Below are 20,037 nucleotides of genomic sequence, written 5' to 3'. Positions count from 1 at the left end.
CGCAAAGCTTCCGGGTGGCACGCGCAACGCCGGCTTCGGATTCATTGGGAACGCGACGGCGCGTTTCACACGCGCCGTCGCGCTGGCTTTGCGAATCCTTTAGCGCAGCCGCACCAGCGTTGACTTCAGCTCGGTGTATTTTTCCAGCGCGTGCAGCGACTTGTCGCGGCCGTTGCCCGATTGCTTGTAGCCGCCGAACGGGAAGTTCATGTCGCCGCCTTCGTCATAGCAATTGACCCACACCGTGCCGGCGCGGAGTTGACGCGACACCTCGTGCGCCGTGGTCAGGTTCGACGTCCAGACGGCGGCGGCGAGACCATACTCGCTGTCGTTAGCGATCCTGATCGCCTCCTCCACCGTGTCGAACGTGATCACCGACAACACCGGCCCGAAGATTTCCTCACGCGCGACCTTCGCGCCTGAAGCCGGAATCTCGAAGATGGTCGGCTCGATATAGAAGCCGCCCGTTTCCTCTTTCACGCGCGCGCCGCCGAGCAACAGTTTGGCTTCGGCACGGCCTGCCTCGATATACCCAAGCACGCGTTCGAGTTGAACCTTGTCGACGATCGCGCCCATCGACGTCTTCGGGTCGAGCGGATTACCAGGCGTATAGCTGCGCGCCGCGGCGATCAGCTTGTCGATGAAAGCTTCCTTGATGTCGCGATGCACGAGCAGGCGCGAACCCGCCGTACACATTTCACCCATGTTGTAGAAGATCGCCCCGGCTGCCGCGTTGGCCGCGCGGTCCATATCCGGGCAATCCGGCATTACGATGTTCGGCGACTTGCCGCCGAGTTCGAGCCACACGCGCTTCAGGTTCGATTGCCCGGCATACTGCATGATCAGCTTGCCGACGTTGGTCGAGCCGGTGAAGGCGAGGCAGTCCACGTCCTGATGCAGCGCCAGCAGCTTGCCCGGCTCGCCCGCGCCCGGCACGACGTTGAACACGCCGGCGGGAATGCCTGCGTCGAGTGCGAGTTGCGCGAGGCGGATGGCGGTGAGCGGCGACTTCTCCGACGGCTTGAGCACCACGCTATTGCCCGCCGCCAACGCCGGGCCGAATTTCCACGACGCCATCAGGATCGGGAAATTCCACGGCACGACCGCCGCCACCACGCCGATCGGCTCACGCGTGACGAGTCCGACCAGATGATGATCGGCCGGCGCGACTTCGCCGCCGATTTTGTCGATGGCTTCAGCGAACCATTCGACGCAATACGCCGCGCCCGGCACGTCCACACTGGTGGTGTCGGCGATCGGCTTGCCGGCGTCGAGCGTTTCGAGCAGCGCGAGTTCGTCCATGTGCTCGCGAATCGACGCGGCCCAGCGCAGCAGAACAGCTTTACGCTGACGCGGATTGAGGCCCGACCACGCGCCGGAGTCGAACGCGCGGCGCGCGGCCGCAACGGCGGCGTCGACGTCGGCCGCGCCGCTGTCGGCCACCTTGGCGAGCAGTTTGCCGTCGATCGGGCTCAGGCAGTCGAACGTGCGTCCGCCTTCGGCATCACGGTATTCACCGTCGATAAACGCGCGGCCTTCGATCGATAGCGTAGCGGCCTTGTCTTGCCAGAAAGCGAGAGATTTCTTGTCCATCAGGATGCCTCAATGTTATGCGCTCGACGCAAACCTGCATCGACTTCATGCGGCACTGAACTACGGCACTGGGTTGAGTCGAGGCGCGTTGGCGCGGAGTCTTCAGAAGGTGGGCGGCGAATTGGCCGACACGATCTCGCAGAGATGCTCCGCGCTGGGATTGCGAAAACGGTGCGGAAGACGGCTTTCGAAGTAATAGCTGTCACCGGGATCGAGCAGCCACGTGGTGCCGTCCACCGTCAGTTCGATCTGACCGCTGACCACCACCCCGCCCTCGTGCCCTTCGTGCTCCAGCATTTCCGGCCCCGTGTCCGACAACGGCTGATAGACCTCGCGCAGAATGCCCATGTTGCGGTCTTTCACGCTCGAACCCGCGAGATAGAACTCGATCGACTCATTGCCGAGGTTCGGCATGTCGGCGCGGCGCGACACCACCGAGCGCTCCACTTCCACTTCAAAAGTGAAGAATTCGGCGAGACTCATGGGTATGCATTCGAGCAGTTTCTTCAGCGAGCCGACCGAGGGGCTCACGCGATTCTGTTCGATCAGCGAAATCGTGCCGTTCGTCACTCCCGCCCGTTTCGCCAGTTCACGCTGGGACAAGCCGTTCTTCTTGCGGATGTATTGCAGACGGGTCGCTACTTCTATGGACATCGCTAGGTTCTCTGACATTGAAGACGATCGGGGCGCTAAGTGACCACATGACTCGGGCAACGAGGTGCCCGCGAGTGTTGAATATTCTAATCACTTTCATCTTTGCGCCGCTGGGGAAAACCCTGAAAGGATTCCGAAATATGAATTGCGCAACGAACGTTCCCACCGGGCGGGATTCTAGCCGGACCCTCGGGAAAGCCCTGATAAATGTTTTATCAAAAAGGGTTTGACGGCTTTATTGGCTCGTATATGCTGGTTCCCAGGCGATCGTTATACCGACGTCACGAGGCACCAAAGTGTGTTTCGCGGCACAGCGAATTCAGTTCGCATCGGTTCAAGGCGATCATCCCAGCGTCCTGTTTCTTTAAACGCCCCGTGCGGATTTCGAGCAGGCCGTTCAATACTTTCAACGCCGCTAGTCGAGTGTAATCGTGAGAGTCCGAGGCCCTTTGGTGAGATGGAATCGTAGTCAGGCGAGTTGTCCTCGCGCTGACGGCGCCATCGCCGACGGCAGCAGCGGCAGCCTTGCGTTCCGCCGCTTCCTGTCCGTCTTCACGATCCTGTCCCGCCGTTCAGTTCGACGTCATAACTCAATCTCCGCGCGCGCCTTCATTGCCGTGCGCACGGACGAAGTCGCGTCGCTGCTGCCGTAGCGCCTCCCTCCTTTTCGCCGTTCGATTCATCCGTTTGCGTGAGCGCGCTCTTTCGAGCCGTGCGTTCCTGCCTGTGCGGTGCCGTCTGCCGCCTGCGCATTTCACGCCCGTCGGATCAGTTGCGCACCGCAGCGGATCGAATCGAACGGCCCATCTGACTATCACGCGCGGCGCGTTTCAGTTGACGACGACCGCCTGCACTACCCCGGTGGCCTTGCGCCTTGCGCACGGCTGCGGAATCGTGCCGCGCTGTGTTTAACGTTGTTCATGCCGCGTCCCGCGGGGAACACACACGTCTATTCGTTATGCGAAACAAACCTCTGGTCGGCATCAGCGCCGACAGAACGATGATGGGAGTCCACCCGTCGCACATGGTCGGCGAGAAATACATCGCCGCGATCGTGGACGGCTCACAGGCGCTGGCCATGCTGCTGCCGGCGCTCGGCGAGCGTCAGTCCGCCGAAGACGTGCTGGCGACAGTCGATGGCCTGTTGTTTACAGGCAGCTACTCGAACGTCGAGCCGCATCGCTACGGCGGTCATCCGAGCACGCCGGGCACGCTGCACGACGCCGCACGCGATGCGACGACGCTGCCGCTGATGCGCGCGGCGATCGCCGCCGGTGTGCCGGTGCTGGCCGTCTGCCGGGGCTTCCAGGAAATGAACGTGGTTTTCGGTGGGACGTTGCATCAAAGCGTTCACGCGGTGGACGGTCTGAACGACCATCGCGAGAACAAGGAAGACGACCTCGACGTGCAATACGCACCGTCGCATTCGATCACGCTGACGCAGGGCGGTTTGTTGCAGCGCCTCGCGGGCGGCACGAATGAAGCGCGTGTGAATTCATTGCACGGTCAGGGCGTCGAGCGGCTGGGCGTCGGCCTTACGGCCGAAGCCACCGCGCCGGACGGCTTGATCGAAGCGGTGAGCGTGACAGATGCGCGCGCCTTCACGCTGGGTGTGCAATGGCACCCGGAGTGGAAGCACGGCAACGACGCGCTGTCCACCGCGATCTTTCGAGCGTTCGGCGACGCCTGCCGCGATCGAATGCGCACCAAGGCCGGCTATGGCGCGGCATCCGCCGCTGCCACGCATGCCTGAGCCGGTCGCGCACCAAAACAGAGAGAATAAACATGCATGACATCGACGATTTTCTGAAGAAGAACCGTGTCACCGAAATCGAAGCGATCATTCCGGATATGGCCGGGATCGCGCGCGGCAAGATCATTCCGCGCAGCAAATTCGAATCCGGCGAGTCCATGCGCTTGCCGCAGGCGGTGATGATCCAGACCGTCACAGGAGACTATCCGGAAGACGGCACGCTCACCGGCGTGACCGATCCGGACATGGTGTGCGTGCCCGACGCCAGCACCATCCGCATGATTCCGTGGGCCACCGATCCGACCGCTCAAGTGATCCACGATTGCGTTCACTTCGACGGCACGCCCGTCGCGATCTCGCCCCGCCGTGTACTGCGCCGCGTGCTCGAACTCTACAAGGCCAAAGGCTGGAAGCCGGTCATCGCGCCCGAACTCGAGTTCTATCTGGTCGACATGAACAAGGACCCGGATCTGCCGCTGCAACCGCCTATCGGCCGTACGGGTCGTCCGGAAACCGGTCGTCAGGCTTACTCGATTGAAGCCGTCAACGAATTCGATCCGCTGTTCGAAGACATCTACGAGTACTGCGAGGTGCAGGAACTGGAAGTCGACACGCTGATTCACGAAGTCGGCGCCGCGCAGATGGAAATCAACTTCATGCACGGCGATCCGCTCAAGCTCGCCGACAGCGTGTTCCTCTTCAAGCGCACGGTGCGTGAAGCCGCGCTGCGCCACAAGATGTACGCCACCTTCATGGCCAAGCCGATGGAAGGCGAACCGGGCTCGGCGATGCACATGCACCAAAGTCTCGTCGACGAAGAAACCGGCCATAACCTGTTCACCGGCACGGATGGCAAACCGACTTCGCTTTTCACGGGCTATATCGCCGGTTTGCAGAAGTACACGCCCGCGTTAATGCCGATTTTCGCGCCGTATATCAACTCGTATCGCCGTCTGTCGCGTTTCATGGCCGCGCCGATCAACGTGGCATGGGGTTACGACAACCGCACGGTGGGTTTCCGGATTCCGCATTCGGGACCGGCTGCGCGCCGCATCGAAAACCGCATCCCGGGCGTGGACTGCAATCCGTATCTGGCGATTGCCGCAACGCTCGCCGCGGGCTATCTCGGCATGACGCAGAACCTCGAAGCCACCGAGCCGCTGCTTAGCGACGGCTATGAATTGCCGTACCAGTTGCCGCGCAATCTCGAAGAGGGTTTGACGTTGATGGGCGCGTGCGAGCCGATCGCCGGAGTACTGGGTGAAAAGTTCGTCAAAGCCTACCTCGCTCTGAAGGAAACCGAATACGAAGCGTTCTTCCGCGTGATCAGTTCGTGGGAACGCCGGCATTTGCTGTTGCACGTGTAAAGCAAACGCAAAAAAATTGGAGGCAGTATGAGCTACAGAACAGAAGAAGTCGCTTACGTGCAACCCGCCCAGCCGGCCGCGAGCGCACAAGCAGCACAAGCTACGCAACAACGCAGCACCGCCGAATATCGCGCACTGGACGCCGCGCATCACATCCATCCGTTTTCGGATATGGGCTCGCTCAACCGCAGCGGCAGCCGCGTGATCGTCAAGGCACAAGGCGTCTATCTGTGGGACTCGGAAGGCAACAAGGTGATCGACGGTATGGCCGGCCTGTGGTGCGTGAACGTCGGTTATGGCCGCAAGGAACTGGCCGACGCCGCGTACAAGCAGATGCAGGAACTGTCCTACTACAACACCTTCTTCAAGACGACCCACCCGCCGGTGATCGAACTTTCGGCCTTGCTCGCGGAGTTGGCGCCGGAACCGTTCAACCACTTCTTCTACTGCAACAGCGGTTCGGAAGGCAACGACACGGTGCTGCGTATCGTCCATCAATACTGGGCGACGCAAGGCAAGCATTCGAAGAAGTTCGTGATCTCGCGCAAGAACGGCTATCACGGTTCGACGATCGCGGGCGGCACGCTCGGCGGCATGGGCTACATGCATGAACAGATGCCATCGAAGGTCGAGAACATCGTCCACATCGACCAGCCGTATTTCTTCGGCGAAGCAGAAGGCAACCTGACGCCGGAAGAATTCGCGCTGGCCCGTGCGCAGCAACTGGAAGCGAAGATTCTCGAAATCGGCGCGGACAACGTCGCCGCGTTCATCGGTGAGCCTTTCCAGGGAGCGGGCGGCGTGATCTTCCCGGCTTCGACGTATTGGCCGGAAATCCAGCGCATTTGCCGCAAGTACGACATTCTGCTGGTCGCCGATGAAGTGATCGGCGGTTTCGGCCGCACCGGCGAATGGTTCGCGCATCAGCACTTCGGTTTCGAGCCGGATCTGATCACGCTGGCCAAGGGCCTGACGAGCGGTTATGTGCCGATGGGCGCGGTCGGCCTGCATGACCGCGTGGCCAAGGCGATCATCGAAAACGGCGACTTCAATCACGGTCTCACGTATTCGGGTCACCCCGTCGCCGCCGCCGTTGCAGTCGCCAACCTCAAGCTGCTGCGCGACGAGAAGATCGTCGATCGCGTGAAGAACGACACAGGTCCGTACTTCCAGAAGCAGTTGCGCGAGACCTTCGCCAATCACCCGATCATCGGCGAAATCTCCGGTACGGGTCTGGTGGCCGGCCTGCAACTCGCGCAAGACCCGAAGGCGCGCAAGCGTTTCGCCAATGGTGGCGACGTCGGCACGATCTGCCGCGACTTCTGCTTCAACGGCAACCTCATCATGCGCGCCACCGGCGACCGCATGCTGCTGTCGCCGCCGCTCGTGATCAATAAGCTGGAAATCGACGAAATCGTTTCGAAGGCCAAAAAGGCCGTCGACGCGACAGCACAACAACTCGGCATTTCGTAACGGCAGTCCGTTCCGGCATGAGCACACCCACAAAACACGCTCATGCCGGTTCCTCACATCAAGGGAAAAAACCATGAGCGTTAGTCATCTTCGTCATGCGGTCGCGGGGGCCGCGCTTCTCGCCTTCACGGGTTTTGCGGCGCTGTCGGTTACGCCGGCCCTTGCGGCCGACACGGAACTGAATGTGTACAACTGGTCGGACTACATCGCGAAGGACACGATTTCGAACTTCGAGAAGCAGGACGGCATCAAGGTCAAATACGACAACTACGATAGCGACGACACCTTGCAAGCCAAGCTGCTCGCCGGCAGTTCGGGCTACGACATCGTGGTGCCGACTTCGAACTACATGGCCAAGCAGATTCAGGCCGGCGTGTACCAGAAGCTCGACAAATCGAAGTTGCCGAATCTCGCGAATCTCGACCCTGTGCTGATGAAGATGATTGCCGACGCCGATCCGGGCAACCAGTACGGCGTGCCTTGGGCATACGGTACGGACGGCATCGGTTACAACGTGCAGGCCGTGCAGAAAGCGCTCGGCGCGAATGCACCGGTGGATAGCTGGGCACTCGTGTTCGATCCGGCCAATCTCTCCAAACTGAAAGGCTGCGGCGTTTCGTTCCTCGACCAGGCTGTCGACGTTTTCGCCGCCACGCTGCAATACATGCACAAGGATCCGAACAGCACGAACCCCGCCGACTACCAGGCCGCATTCGAAGTGCTGAAGAAAGTTCGCCCTTACATTACCCAATTCAACTCGTCGGGCTACATCAACGACCTCGCCAACAACGACGTGTGCGTTGCCGTGGGCTGGTCGGGCGACGTCGGCATTGCAAGCCGCCGCACCGAAGAAGCGAAGCGCTCCTACCAGGTCAAGTTCTCGAACGTGAAGGAAGGCGGCTTGCTGTGGTTCGACGTGATGGTGATCCCGAAAGACGCGCCGCATCCTGAAGCAGCGTTGAAGTGGATCAACTACATCTCGGACCCGAAGGTCAACGCCGCGATCACCAACGAAGTGTTCTACCCGACCGCGAACAAGGCCGCGCGCCAGTTCGTGACACCGGCGGTCGCACAGGACAAGACCGTTTATCCGGGCGATGAAGTGTTGAGCAAGATGACGCTCATGAAGCCGATGCCGACCGACATTCTGCGCCTTGAAAACCGTCTTTGGGCGCAGCTTAAAACCGGTCATTAACCAGGCCACATTAATCAATTGATCCCGCGCTCAGGGATCGCTCGAACCCTGAGCGCATGAATAGCCGTAACGGTAGTCAGCCTGCGCGTTTGTTTTAACAGTCCCACCCGCGCGCAGTCCCATGTTTTCCGATCGCAGCGCACGTTGCGAGACGCTTCCCGCGCCTCGTACGGAGACACTTGCGCCCGCGATTCGCAAGGAATGGTTACATCATGAACTCGACGACCTTAAAAAGCGCAGCCGGCGCCACCCAGATGGCCCGCCCCGCAGTGACGACAAAATCGAAATCGGACGAATTCGTTCGCATTGAAAATGTCGTGAAGAAATTCGGCGACAGCACCGCTGTCGACAACGTCAACCTGAGCATCGCCAAGAACGAGTTGTTCGCGCTGCTCGGCAGCTCCGGTTGCGGCAAGTCCACGCTCCTGCGCATGCTCGCGGGGCTCGAGACGGTGACCTCCGGGCGTATTTTCGTCGACGGCGAAGATCTCGCCGCGATGCCGCCGTACAAGCGGCCGGTCAACATGATGTTCCAGTCGTACGCCCTCTTCCCGCACATGAGCGTGGAGGCGAACATCGCTTTCGGTCTGAAGCAGGAAGGCGCGCCGAAGAACGAGATCAAGGAACGCGTCGCCGATGCGCTCAATCTCGTGCAGATGAGCAAATACGCGCAGCGTAAGCCGCATCAACTGTCAGGCGGCCAGCAGCAGCGTGTGGCGCTCGCCCGTTCGCTCGTGAAGCGCCCCAAGCTGCTGCTGCTCGACGAGCCGATGTCGGCGCTCGATAAAAAGATCCGTCAGAAGACCCAGCTCGAACTCGTGAACATCATCGAGAAGGTCGACGTGACCTGCGTAATGGTCACGCACGATCAGGAAGAAGCGATGACGATGGCCGGGCGCCTCGCGGTGATGAGCGAAGGCCGCATCGTGCAGATCGGCTCGCCGAGCCAGGTGTACGAGTTTCCGAATAGCCGCTTCTCCGCTGAATTCATCGGCTCGACCAACCTGTTCGAAGGCACGGTGGTCGCGGATGAACCCGATCATATTTTCGTGGAAAGCGAAGAGCTCGAATCGCGCATCTACGTGAGCCACGGTATTACCGGGCCGCTCGGCATGCCGGTGGGGATCTCGGTGCGTCCGGAGCGCATCAAGGTATCGCTCGACAAGCCGACGACGCCGCACAACTGGGCGCGTGGTGTGGTTTCGGATGTGGCGTACATGGGCAGCTATTCGCTGTATCACGTGCGTCTGCCGAGCGGCAAGACCGTCGTGTCGAATCTCTCCAGTTCGCATCTGATGGCCGAAGGTGCGCCCTCCTATAACGACGACGTGTTCGTCTACTGGTCGCCGGCTAGCGGCGTGGTGCTGACGCAATGAGCAATCCCACTACCTCTTCCCCCGCGGCGCTCGGCACGCCGTCCGGCAGCCGCCTGCTCGGCTCGCTGAAAAAACGCCTGTCGATGTTCGTGCCGTCGGGCCGCTCGACCGTGATCGGCGTGCCGTTCCTCTGGCTCACGCTGTTCTTCGCGTTGCCGTTCGTGCTGGTGCTGAAGATCAGTTTCGCCGATCTGCGTCTGGGCATTCCGCCCTACACGGATCTCGTCACGGTCAAGGACGGCATGGTGCATTTCGCCATGCAACTCAGCCACTACGCGTTCCTGCTGCAAGACGATCTGTACGTCGCCACATATATCAGTTCGCTGAAAATGGCCGCGGTCTCGACCTTCTTCTGCCTGCTGATCGGCTATCCGATTGCGTACTACATCGCGCGTTCGGAGCCGACCAAACGCAACCTGCTGATGATGGGCGTGATGCTGCCGTTCTGGACGTCGTTCCTGATTCGCGTCTACGCATGGATCGGCATTCTGAAAGACGACGGCCTGCTCAATCACACGCTGATGGCGATCGGCATGATTCATTCGCCGTTGCGCCTCTACCACACGGATATTGGCGTCTATATCGGCATGGTCTATTCCTACCTGCCCTTCATGGTGATGCCGCTGTATGCGCACCTCGTGAAGATGGATCTGACGCTGCTCGAAGCCGCTTACGACCTCGGTTGCAAACCGTGGACCGCGTTCACGCGCATCACGTTGCCGCTGTCGAAGAACGGCATTATCGCCGGCAGTCTGCTGGTGTTCATTCCGGCGGTCGGCGAATACGTGATTCCTGAGCTGCTCGGCGGCGCCGACACGCTGATGATCGGCCGCGTGATGTGGGATGAATTCTTCAACGATATGGACTGGCCGATGGCATCCGCCGTCACCGTCGCAATGGTTCTACTGCTGCTCGTGCCGATGGCCGTGTTCCAGTACTACCAGGTCAAGGAACTGGAGGGCGCGAAATGATCAAGCCTAATAAGACGCTTTCCAATAGCGTGCTGACGTTCGGATTTCTGTTTCTCTACATTCCGATCATCAGCCTGATCGTGTATTCGTTCAACGAGTCGAAGCTCGTCACGGTGTGGTCCGGCTTCTCGCTCAAATGGTACGGCGCGCTGTTGCAAGACGGCGAGTTGCTGAACGCTGCATGGCTTTCGCTGAAGATCGGTCTGTTGACCGCGTGTGCCTCGGTCGTGATCGGTACGTGGGCCGGTTTCGTGCTGGCGCGTTTCGGACGCTTTCGCGGCTTCACGCTGTTCGCCGGCATGATCAACGCGCCGCTCGTGATTCCTGAAGTGATTCAGGGCATCTCGCTGCTGCTGCTGTTCGTCGCGCTCGAACAGATGCTCGGCTGGCCGAAGGGCCGTGGTCTCTTTACGATCTGGATCGGCCACGTGATGCTGTGTGTGTCGTATGTCGCGATCATCGTGCAATCGCGTGTCAAAGAGTTGAACAAATCGCTTGAAGAAGCCGCGCTCGATCTGGGCGCCACGCCATTCAAGGTGTTCTTCCTGATCACCCTGCCGCTGATCTCGCAGGCGCTGATGTCGGGCTGGCTGCTCTCCTTCACGTTGTCTTTCGACGACCTCGTACTCTCCGCATTCCTCTCCGGTCCTGGCTCGACCACGCTGCCGCTCGTGGTGTTCTCGCGGGTCCGCCTTGGCCTGAATCCGGAAATGAACGCGCTCGCCACGATCTTCATCACCACGGTGACGATCGGCGTGATTGCCGTGAACCGCTGGATGCAGTTGCGCGAACGCAAACGCAATCGCGACATGCAGATGGCTTTCGCACTCGCTGAAGCCGCCGACCCGTTGCCCGTGGCACCACAACAAGCCGCCGTACGAAAGTCGCTGGATACGGCACGCGCATAAGAAGTCCATTCGCAATACGACCAATAAGGAGAATTTGAATGAGAAAGAAGCTCATCTGTCTGTTGGTGGCGGGGAGTCTGCCTGGCATGGCCATGGCGGATGCCACCAGCGACCAGATCAAGGCGCTCCAGGCCCAACTCAATGCGCTGCAAAAGGAGGTCAAGCAGTTGCGGGCAGAAGTCGCCACCAAGCCGAAGGCAGCCACCGCGGCGACTGCGGCCCCTGCCCCGGTAGTCGTGGCCGCGCCAGTGGATGTCTCATCGCCTGATTACGGCAAGGCTCAGGCGGCGCTGACCAACGACGACGTGACGACGATGAAGCAACAGATCGCCAATCAGCAGTTGAAGGTCGACTCGCTCGAAGACGCGGCGCAGACCGGGCCGATCGCCGGTTTGTCGGTGACGGGTTATATCGACCCGACCTACCTCTATAACCGCGCGCAGAGCAGCTCGTCGTTCCTGTTCGCGAACCACGAAAGCAGCTACACCTATTTCAATAGCACGTTCGGCGATCTGTACCTCGACATCAAGAAGACCTTCGGTGTCGGCCCGATGGCGCCGTCGGCCGAGATCACCTTGATGCCGAACCGCGGCAACGGCATTACGCTGCTGCAAAATTCGCACGGCGATATCGGCAACAACATCCTGAACACGGCCGTGGTGAATGTGCCGTTGACGGCGACTACGACACTCGTGGCCGGTTTGATTCCGAGCTTCGGCGGCTATGAAGTGCAGCAGTCGAATCAGATGCTCACGCTCACGCACAACCTGCTGTACGACTTCTCGGATCCGGGCAGCTACGTCGGGATCGGCGCGAACTACACGGCCGGCAACTGGGCATGGAAGTTCTTCCTCGGCAACGAACAGTACCGCACGTTCGGCGCGGTCACGCAGACGGGCACCAACGCGCTGGGCGATCCGATCACGACCAGCAACAAGATTCCGACCTTCACGGCACGGACCGACTACACGTGGTCGAGCGCGCTGGATATCGGCGGGTCGGTCAATATCGGCCGTCAGACCTTGCCTAGCTCGATCGACGCGAACGGCGCGGTCAGCTACGGCGTAGGCGGCCAGGCGCCGAGCGCAGGCGGTACGTTCTTCTTCACCGAGGCCGACCTGACCTACACGCTCGCCGACGTGCAGTACAACGCCGAGCTCGACTACGGCCAGCAGCAGAACGCCGCGTACAACGGTGGCCAGGCTCAGTGGTACGGCCTGTCGCTGCTCGCGCACCGCAAGTTCAATCTGCCGGTGGTGGGCCGCATGGGCGCGACCGTGCGCTATGACCTGCTGGTCGACAGCAAGAACGGCGGCGGCGGTGGTGGCATCGCGTTGAACGGCAACGGCATGGACACGGCGAACGGTTTCGGTATCGGCGCGGACTGTCTCGCCAATTCGCAGGCGAACGGCGGCCTCGGTTTCGAATGCAAGGGCGCGACCCGCCAGGACGTTTCGCTCGACCTGCTGTTCTATCCGACCCAGCAGATCACGGTCAAGGTGGAATACCGCCACGACTGGGCCAACAAGCAGGTGTTCCTGAAGAACGACGGTTCGTATGGCAAGTCCAACGACCTGCTCGCGACCCAGTTCATCTACTCGTTCTAATCCGACTTGCCGGCGCGTGGCCTTGTTGTCGAAAAGGCCACGCGCACAGGCTCTTTCTGCATGCTCTGCCTATGCTCCGATTCTCGAACCAGCCTCACGTCGCCTCGTACTACGCCGCCACTGCCAACGACAGCACCCGCCATCCCGCACTCGACGAAACGATCAGCGTCGACGTGTGCGTGATCGGCGCCGGACTGACCGGCATTTCCGCGGCGCTCAATCTTGCCGAACGCGGCCATTCGGTCGCGGTGCTCGAAGCATCGAAAGTCGGATGGGCAGCGAGCGGCCGCAACGGCGGCCAGTTGATCGGCGGCTTTGCGTGCGATATCGATACGTTCGCGAAGTACCTGCCCGCGGACGACGTGAAGCGTGTTTGGGACATGGGGATCGAGACCCTCGACATCGTCAAGGAACGCGTCGCGAAGCATCAGATCGATTGCGATCTGACCATCGGCTATCTGACCGCGGCGAATAAACCGCGCGATACCGACGCGCTGCAAAAATGGCGTGACGAAGCGCAGCGGCGCTTCGGCTACGACCGCTTCAGTTACGTCGACGCCGACGGCGTGGGCAACTATGTGCAATCGCAGCGCTACCTCGGTGGCCTGTTCGACGCCGACAGCGGGCACCTGCATCCGTTGAATTACACGCTGGGTCTGGCGCGCGCGGCGCGCGAGGCCGGCGCGCGGATTTACGAGGACAGTTGCGTCACGGCCTTGCGCGAAGAAAACGGCCTACATGTTGCCGAAACCGCGCGTGGCCAGGTGCGGGCGCGCTTCGTCGTGCTCGCGTGTAACACCTATCTCGGCCAGCTTGCGCCGGATGTCGCGAACAAGATCATGCCGGTCGGCACCTACGTGATCGCCACCGAACCGCTCGACCCCGATCGCGCCGAAGCGCTGATGCCCGCCAAAGCCGCCGTGTGCGACAGCCGCTTCGTGCTCGACTACTTCCGCCCCGCGCCCGATCATCGCCTGCTGTGGGGCGGCAAGGTGAGTTACTCGAAGCTCGCGCCGCGCAACCTCGGCGAAGCGATGCGCCGCGATATGCTGAAGACTTTCCCGCAACTCGACGATGTCAAAATCGACTATGCGTGGGGCGGTTTCGTCGACATCACCATGAATCGCGCGCCGCATTTCGGCCGGCTCTCGCCGACTGTGTATTTCGCGCAAGGCTTCTCGGGGCACGGCGTGAATACCACCGGTCTCGCGGGTAAACTGATCGCCGAGGCGATCGACGGCCAGGCGTCGCGCTTCGATCTGTTCGGCAAGATTCGTCACCGCGACTTCCCGGGCGGCGCTACACTGCGCACCCCTGCCCTCGTACTCGCGATGGCCTGGTATCGAATGAAGGACCTGCTTTGATGAATGCTCCGACTCCCGGCCTCAACACGCTTAACACCCTCGACCGCCGCGCCGATGCGCTGATCGCCAACTCCTACTATGAAGCGAGCGCGGCCCGTCCGCTCGCCGACGACCCCGCGCTCGACGGCACGCTCGAAGCCGACGTGTGCGTGATCGGCGCGGGCTTCTCCGGTCTGTCGGCGGCGCTGGAGTGCCGGGCGCGCGGTTTGTCGGTGGTCGTGCTCGATGCGCATCGGCCCGGCTGGGGCGCGTCGGGCCGCAACGGCGGGCAGACGCTGGTGGGTTTCGCGAAAGACGAGATCATGGAGCGCCAGCTCGGTCTCGACGGCGCGAGGGCCGCGTGGGCGATGTCGGTGGAAGGTGTTTCGTTAGTGCGCGAGCGTATCGAACGCTACGGCATCGACTGCGATTTCACGTCCGGCTATCTGACCGTCGCCACCAAACCGAAACGCGTGCCCGATTTGCGTTCGTGGATGGAATCGGCTTCGCAACGCTGGGGCTATACGAAACTCTCGTGGCTCGATACCGACGAGGTCCGTTCGCGCGTCGCTTCGAAACGCTACCTGGCCGGTGTCTATGATCCGTTTTCTGGCCACCTGCATCCGCTCAAGTACTGTCTCGGTCTCGCCGATGCGGCGCGCCGAGAAGGCGCGCAGCTGTTCGCGCATTCACCGGTGATCGAGGTCGTGCGGGGTGCACGGCCTGTCGTGCGTACCGCTCGTGGCGAAGTGCGTTGCCGCTTCGTCGCGGCGTGCGGCAACGCCACGATCGGCGACGTGCTGCCCGCGCCGGTGGCCGCGCGTATCGCGCCAATCGCGTCGTATATCGTCGCCACGGAGCCGCTCGGCAAGGAACGCGCGGATGCGCTGATCAAAGGGCGCGAGGCGATTTGCGACAACAACTTCTTCCTCGACTACTTCCGGTTGTCGGCGGACCATCGCGTGCTGTTCGGCGGGCGGGCGAGTTCGACCGGCGCTTCACCGGTGCAGCTCGGCGAAGAGATTCGCCAGCGCATGATCGGCGTGTTCCCGCAACTCGGCGACGTGAGAATCGATTATGCGTGGGGCGGTTTTGTCGACGTGACGCGCAATCGCGCGCCTGATTTTGGGTCGATCGATCCGAATTACTTTTACGTGCAGGGGTTTTCGGGGCACGGAGTGGCGTTGACCGGTATCGCTGGCCGCGTGGTGGCTAAAGCAATGGCGGGTGAGACGGCGGCCTTCGATCTGTTCGCGCAGTTGCGGCATGCGCGCTTTCCAGGCGGCCCGGCGTTGCGCGGGCCGGCGCTGGAACTCGGGATGATGTATCACCGGATTCTGGAGTTGTTTTAGGCGTCGTCGGCACGCGGCGCAGCTTTTACGTTGCCGCGACAACGCCGACGACACCCATCCTCAATATCGCGCCGGCAGCGCTGCTGGAACGTCGGAAGCAGACGCGGCGCAATCCGGTCGCAATTGCCGGCTGCTTTACTATTGGTGACCCTCAACAGCATACTGTCATACTTATTCGTATGCCGCTTTTGAGGAGGCGCCGATGATCACTCAACTCACTCGCGAATTCGCATCAAAATTCGCCAATCTGGCGCTTGCCCATCTCACGCGCGAATACCCGAACAAGCTGACCCATTCGCTCGCCGGGCCGCACGACGTGCAAGGCCCGCGTGCGCTGCATCCGATTTTTTACGGCAGCTACGACTGGCATTCGTGCGTGCACGGCTACTGGTTGATTCTGCATCTACTCGATCGTTTTCCCGATCTGCCTGAAGCGGCGCGCATCGTCGCGGTAGTCGACGAGCATTTCACCGCGGCTAACGTGGCCGGCGAAATTGCGTATCTCGATCTGCCGCACAACCGTGGCTTCGAGCGTCCGTATGGCTGGGCCTGGCTGCTCGCGCTCAGCGCGCAACTCAATTCGCTGAAGCTCTCGGACGCCGCACGCTGGTCGAAAACCTTTGCGCCGCTCACCAAGCTGTTTGTCGAGCGCTTCGAGGACTTTCTGCCGAAAGCGACCTACCCGCTGCGCGTGGGTACGCACTTCAACATGGCCTTCGCATTGGCGCTGACGCTGGATTTCGCGCGGCAAACGTCGCGTGAATCGCTGGAAGCACTGGTCGTGAATACCGCGGAACGCTGGTTTGTGGGCGACGTCGCGTGTCAGGCATGGGAGCCTGCCGGCGACGAATTCCTCTCGCCTTCGCTCATGGAAGCCGAACTGATGCGCCGCATATTGCCGCCTGCCCAATTCGTCGACTGGTTCGGTCGTTTTCTGCCGGATCTCGGTGCGAAAAAGCCCGCTACGCTGTTCGAGCCCGTCACCGTGACGGATCGCACCGACGGCAAGATCGCGCACCTGGACGGCCTGAATCTCAGCCGCGCATGGTGCCAACGTTCGCTGGCGCGCGCACTGCCCGCAGGCGATATTCGCCGGACGATTTTGTTCGATGCAGCCGAGCGGCATCTGCAAACCGCACTGCCGCACGTGGCCGGCGACTATATGGGCGAGCACTGGCTGGGCACATTCGCCACGCTTGCGTTGGAAGCTTGAATAAAGGCCCGATTCAAGACTTCGAATCGAACTCAACCGGCGGCGTGGTCGACTAAAAAAAAGCGGCGCTGCACGCGCGAAACGGTTTCTCCCGCTAACCGATTCACGCTGCCAGCGCCGCTTTGCCATGATCACGTCAATGCAGAACCGCTTCTTGCTGCTCAGCCGGCGACCGCGCCGGCTTCCTGCATTTACTGCCCCGTCAGCTTTTTAGGCTTCGGCGGCGCCTGCACCTTGTTGTACTGGAACTCGGGCGTCGCTTTCAAGGCGTCCTTGGTAGCGCCGGCCAGATAGAAATTCCCTTCGCGGATGTCCAGCGCTGCGATGGGCACCGCCACGTCGTGCGACGCCACGCCCAGGAAACCGCCAGCGGAGACGATGGCTGCGGACAGCGAGCCGTCCGGCGCGATCACCAGATCGCGGACCGTGCCGATTTTCGCGTTCTGGTCGTTGTACACCGATTTGCCGAGAATGCTCTTCTTTACACTCCAGCCGCTCAGCAGCGCATTCGACTGCTCGACTGTGACGCTCAGCGGTTGCGTGCCGGCGACTTGCGCCTGTGCACCAAGGCTGGTTGCAGCTACTGCGACGACAACAACAAGTTTGCCCAAAGTCATATCGCTTACTCCGTTCTTAGTAGACTTGACCGGCGCATGGCCTGCGCCGAATGGAATCGCTGCACCACGATAATACAGACTGCGCGGCACGGTTGCATCCAGCGTGCCGGAAGGTCGCACGCGGGCAACCCAACGAGCCTGCGCGGCAACGCTCCGGGATGGCGTCACGGCCCGCAGCGCATGGCGGTAAAATCGCGCAAGGCGATCACGCCGGTTTTAGAGGTGGCAGTTTGACTGAGCTTGAACAGGGTTTCATCTTGACCCGACATTGGCGGGACACGCCCGCCGGCACGGAAGTCGATTTCTGGCTGGCCACGGACGGCGGGCCCCGTCACGTCCGCCTGCGCCCTCAGCCTTCGGTGGCGTTCATTCCCGCCGAACATCGCGAGCGCGCCGAAACGATCCTGCGCCGCGAAGCGCCGCTCGATCTGCGAGCGCTCGATCTGTGCGACTTTCAGCATCGGCCGGTCATGGGACTTTACTGCCCGCAGTACCGGCAATTGACGGGCTTCGAGAAACGCCTGAAGCAAGGCGGCGTCGACGTCTACGAAGCCGATATCTTCCCGCCCGAGCGCTACATGATGGAACGCTTCATCACGGCGCCGGTGTGGTTCAGTGGCGACACGCAAAGCAACGGAAACCGCGGCCCGCTCCTGTACAGCGAACTCAAGCCGGCCACCGGCTATCGTCCGCCCTTGAAGCTGGTGTCGCTCGATATCGAAACCAGCGCTCACGCCGAGTTGTATTCGATCGCGCTGGAAGGTTGCGGACAGCGTCAGGTGTACATGCTGGGGCCGCCGAACGGCGACGCGAGCACGCTCGACTTCGACCTCGAATACTGTGAAACCCGCGCACAGTTGCTGGAAAAACTGAACGCGTGGCTGGAGCGGCACGATCCCGATGCGATCATCGGCTGGAATCTAGTGCAGTTCGATCTGCGTGTGCTGCGGCAGCATGCCGAACAATATCGCGTACCGCTGCGGCTCGGCCGTGGCGGTGCCGTGATGGAATGGCGCGAGCACGGGCTCAAGCAGAACCACTTCTTCGCCGGCGCCGCGGGACGGTTGATTATCAACGGCATCGAGGCGCTACGCTCCGCGACGTGGAGTTTCCCTTCGTTCAGTCTCGAACATGTCTCGCGCACAGTGCTGGGCGAAGGCAAGGCGATCGACAATCCGTATCAGCGCATGGACGAGATCCAGCGCCGCTTCGACGAGGACAAGCCCGCGCTTGCGCGGTACAACCTCAAAGACTGCGAGCTGGTCACGCGCATCTTCGCTAAAACAGAGTTGCTGCCGTTCCTGCTGGAACGCGCGAGCGTGACCGGTTTGCCGGCGGATCGCAGCGGCGGATCGGTGGCGGCGTTCACGCATCTGTATATGCCGCGCATGCATCGGCAAGGCTATGTCGCGCCCAATCTCGGCGATGTGGCCGGCGCCGCCAGCCCCGGCGGTTTCGTGATGGATTCGCGCCCCGGTCTCTACGATTCCGTACTGGTGCTCGACTACAAGAGCCTGTATCCGTCGATTATTCGCACGTTTCTGATCGACCCTGTCGGTCTCGTCGAAGGCATGCTGAATCCCGCCGACGATCAATCGGTGCCGGGCTTTCTCGGCGCGCGCTTTTCACGCACGCGTCATTGTTTGCCGTCGATCGTCGGGCAAGTCTGGCAAGGCCGCGAGACGGCCAAACGCGAGAACAACAAACCGCTTTCGCAGGCATTGAAGATCATCATGAACGCCTTTTACGGCGTGCTGGGATCGACCGGTTGCCGCTTTTTCGATCCGCGTCTCGCCTCGTCGATCACGATGCGCGGCCACGAAATCATGCATGCCACGCGCGAACTGATTCAAGGCGAAGGCTATGAAGTCATTTACGGCGACACGGATTCGACCTTCGTGTGGCTGAAACACGCGCACAGCGAGGAAGACGCGAGCTGCATCGGCCGAGCGCTTGTCGAACATATCAACGCGTGGTGGCGAAAGAATCTACAGGAGCGGTTCGGGCTCGACAGCGCGCTCGAACTGCAATTCGAGCGGCACTATCGGCGCTTCTTCATGCCGACGATTCGCGGCGCCGAGGAAGGCAGCAAGAAACGCTATGCCGGCCTCACCGTTTTGCCGGACGGCAGCGAGGACATCGTCTATAAAGGACTCGAAACGGTACGCACCGACTGGACGCCGCTCGCGCAACAGTTTCAGCAGGAACTGTATCGGCGCATCTTCACGCAGCAACCGTATCAGGATTATGTGCGCGACTATGTGCGCGACACGCTCGACGGCAAGCTCGACGATCAGCTGGTGTATCGCAAGCGGCTGCGCCGGCCGCTCGAAGAATACGAGCGCAACGTGCCACCGCATGTGCGCGCGGCGCGGGTGGCGGACGAGTTCAATCGGCGGCAAGGGCGCCCGCTGCAATACCAGAACGGCGGCTGGATCAGCTATGTGATGACGGTTGCCGGACCCGAGCCGCTGGAAACGCTGCGTTCGGCAATCGATTACGAACATTATCTGACGCGGCAATTGCAGCCCGTCGCCGACGCTATCCTGCCGCTCTTGCGCGACGATTTCACGACCTTGATGTCAGGGCAGAAACAGTTGTTCTGAGGCAGTGCT

16 protein-coding genes are annotated in these 20,037 nt (G+C 61.3%); 13 read left to right on the top strand and 3 right to left on the bottom strand.

From position 1 onward, the window contains the following. Positions 1 to 99: 99 nt before the first annotated feature. Together HF916_RS16840 and HF916_RS16835 are read right to left on the bottom strand one after the other, a co-directional pair. The gene (locus tag HF916_RS16840) at positions 100 to 1,593 is read right to left on the bottom strand and encodes an aldehyde dehydrogenase (RefSeq protein WP_168790016.1); all 1,494 of its coding nucleotides are present in this window, start codon (positions 1,591 to 1,593) and stop codon (positions 100 to 102) included. A gap of 102 nt (positions 1,594 to 1,695) precedes the next feature. Next, positions 1,696 to 2,247 (bottom strand): cupin domain-containing protein, encoded by a 552-nt coding sequence (locus tag HF916_RS16835; RefSeq protein ID WP_106277429.1) that lies wholly within the window; start codon positions 2,245 to 2,247, stop codon positions 1,696 to 1,698. A gap of 431 nt (positions 2,248 to 2,678) precedes the next feature. Between HF916_RS16835 and HF916_RS50945 the strand changes: the two genes are divergently transcribed. The 12 genes from HF916_RS50945 to HF916_RS16775 all read left to right on the top strand — a co-directional run bounded on the left by HF916_RS50945 (position 2,679) and on the right by HF916_RS16775 (position 16,805). Then, complete coding sequence (locus tag HF916_RS50945) at positions 2,679 to 2,900, top strand: hypothetical protein (protein WP_370577238.1); 222 nt, start codon at positions 2,679 to 2,681, stop codon at positions 2,898 to 2,900. A gap of 305 nt (positions 2,901 to 3,205) precedes the next feature. After that, entirely contained in the window at positions 3,206 to 4,000 is a 795-nt protein-coding gene (locus HF916_RS16825; protein ID WP_168790015.1) for a gamma-glutamyl-gamma-aminobutyrate hydrolase family protein, read from the top strand. Positions 4,001 to 4,032: 32 nt separating this feature from the next. Further along, a complete protein-coding gene (locus HF916_RS16820) occupies positions 4,033 to 5,367 on the top strand; it encodes a glutamine synthetase family protein (protein WP_168790014.1) in 1,335 nt (444 codons plus the stop codon). A 27-nt stretch (positions 5,368 to 5,394) separates the two neighbouring features. Then, a complete protein-coding gene (locus tag HF916_RS16815; RefSeq protein ID WP_168790013.1) occupies positions 5,395 to 6,840 on the top strand; it encodes an aspartate aminotransferase family protein in 1,446 nt (481 codons plus the stop codon). A 73-nt stretch (positions 6,841 to 6,913) separates the two neighbouring features. Continuing rightward, complete coding sequence (locus HF916_RS16810) at positions 6,914 to 8,035, top strand: polyamine ABC transporter substrate-binding protein (protein WP_168790012.1); 1,122 nt, start codon at positions 6,914 to 6,916, stop codon at positions 8,033 to 8,035. 254 nt (positions 8,036 to 8,289) lie between these two features. After that, a complete protein-coding gene (locus HF916_RS16805; protein WP_168792044.1) occupies positions 8,290 to 9,411 on the top strand; it encodes an ABC transporter ATP-binding protein in 1,122 nt (373 codons plus the stop codon). Continuing rightward, a complete protein-coding gene (locus tag HF916_RS16800) occupies positions 9,408 to 10,382 on the top strand; it encodes an ABC transporter permease subunit (protein WP_168790011.1) in 975 nt (324 codons plus the stop codon). The genes HF916_RS16805 and HF916_RS16800 overlap by 4 nt, the downstream gene beginning before the upstream one ends. Next, a complete protein-coding gene (locus HF916_RS16795; protein ID WP_116145496.1) occupies positions 10,379 to 11,290 on the top strand; it encodes an ABC transporter permease subunit in 912 nt (303 codons plus the stop codon). Before HF916_RS16800 ends, HF916_RS16795 begins: the two co-directional genes overlap by 4 nt. A 38-nt stretch (positions 11,291 to 11,328) precedes the next feature. Then, positions 11,329 to 12,897 (top strand): DUF3138 family protein, encoded by a 1,569-nt coding sequence (locus HF916_RS16790; RefSeq protein WP_168790010.1) that lies wholly within the window; start codon positions 11,329 to 11,331, stop codon positions 12,895 to 12,897. Between the two features lie 71 nt (positions 12,898 to 12,968). Beyond that, positions 12,969 to 14,261: an NAD(P)/FAD-dependent oxidoreductase gene (locus tag HF916_RS16785; RefSeq protein ID WP_168790009.1), complete on the top strand. Its 1,293-nt coding sequence runs from the start codon at positions 12,969 to 12,971 to the stop codon at positions 14,259 to 14,261. After that, positions 14,261 to 15,592 carry an NAD(P)/FAD-dependent oxidoreductase gene (locus tag HF916_RS16780; RefSeq protein WP_168790008.1) on the top strand — a complete coding sequence of 444 codons (1,332 nt, stop codon included), beginning with the start codon at positions 14,261 to 14,263 and terminating at the stop codon, positions 15,590 to 15,592. Before HF916_RS16785 ends, HF916_RS16780 begins: the two co-directional genes overlap by 1 nt. A gap of 202 nt (positions 15,593 to 15,794) precedes the next feature. Next, complete coding sequence (locus HF916_RS16775; protein ID WP_168790007.1) at positions 15,795 to 16,805, top strand: DUF2891 domain-containing protein; 1,011 nt, start codon at positions 15,795 to 15,797, stop codon at positions 16,803 to 16,805. 191 nt (positions 16,806 to 16,996) lie between these two features. Here HF916_RS16775 and HF916_RS16770 read toward each other — a convergent pair whose 3' ends face one another. Then, positions 16,997 to 17,422: a PRC-barrel domain-containing protein gene (locus HF916_RS16770; protein WP_012426540.1), complete on the bottom strand. Its 426-nt coding sequence runs from the start codon at positions 17,420 to 17,422 to the stop codon at positions 16,997 to 16,999. 230 nt (positions 17,423 to 17,652) lie between these two features. On the opposite strand from HF916_RS16770, the gene HF916_RS16765 reads away from it, so the two are divergent. Beyond that, the gene (locus HF916_RS16765; protein ID WP_168790006.1) at positions 17,653 to 20,028 is read left to right on the top strand and encodes a DNA polymerase II; all 2,376 of its coding nucleotides are present in this window, start codon (positions 17,653 to 17,655) and stop codon (positions 20,026 to 20,028) included. The last annotated feature ends 9 nt before the right edge of the window (positions 20,029 to 20,037 follow it).

This window comes from Paraburkholderia aromaticivorans, assembly GCF_012689525.1.
Classification (GTDB): Bacteria; Pseudomonadota; Gammaproteobacteria; order Burkholderiales; family Burkholderiaceae; genus Paraburkholderia; species Paraburkholderia aromaticivorans_A.
Note: the sequence above shows the minus strand (reverse complement) of the source record. Positions and strands in the feature narration are given on the sequence as shown.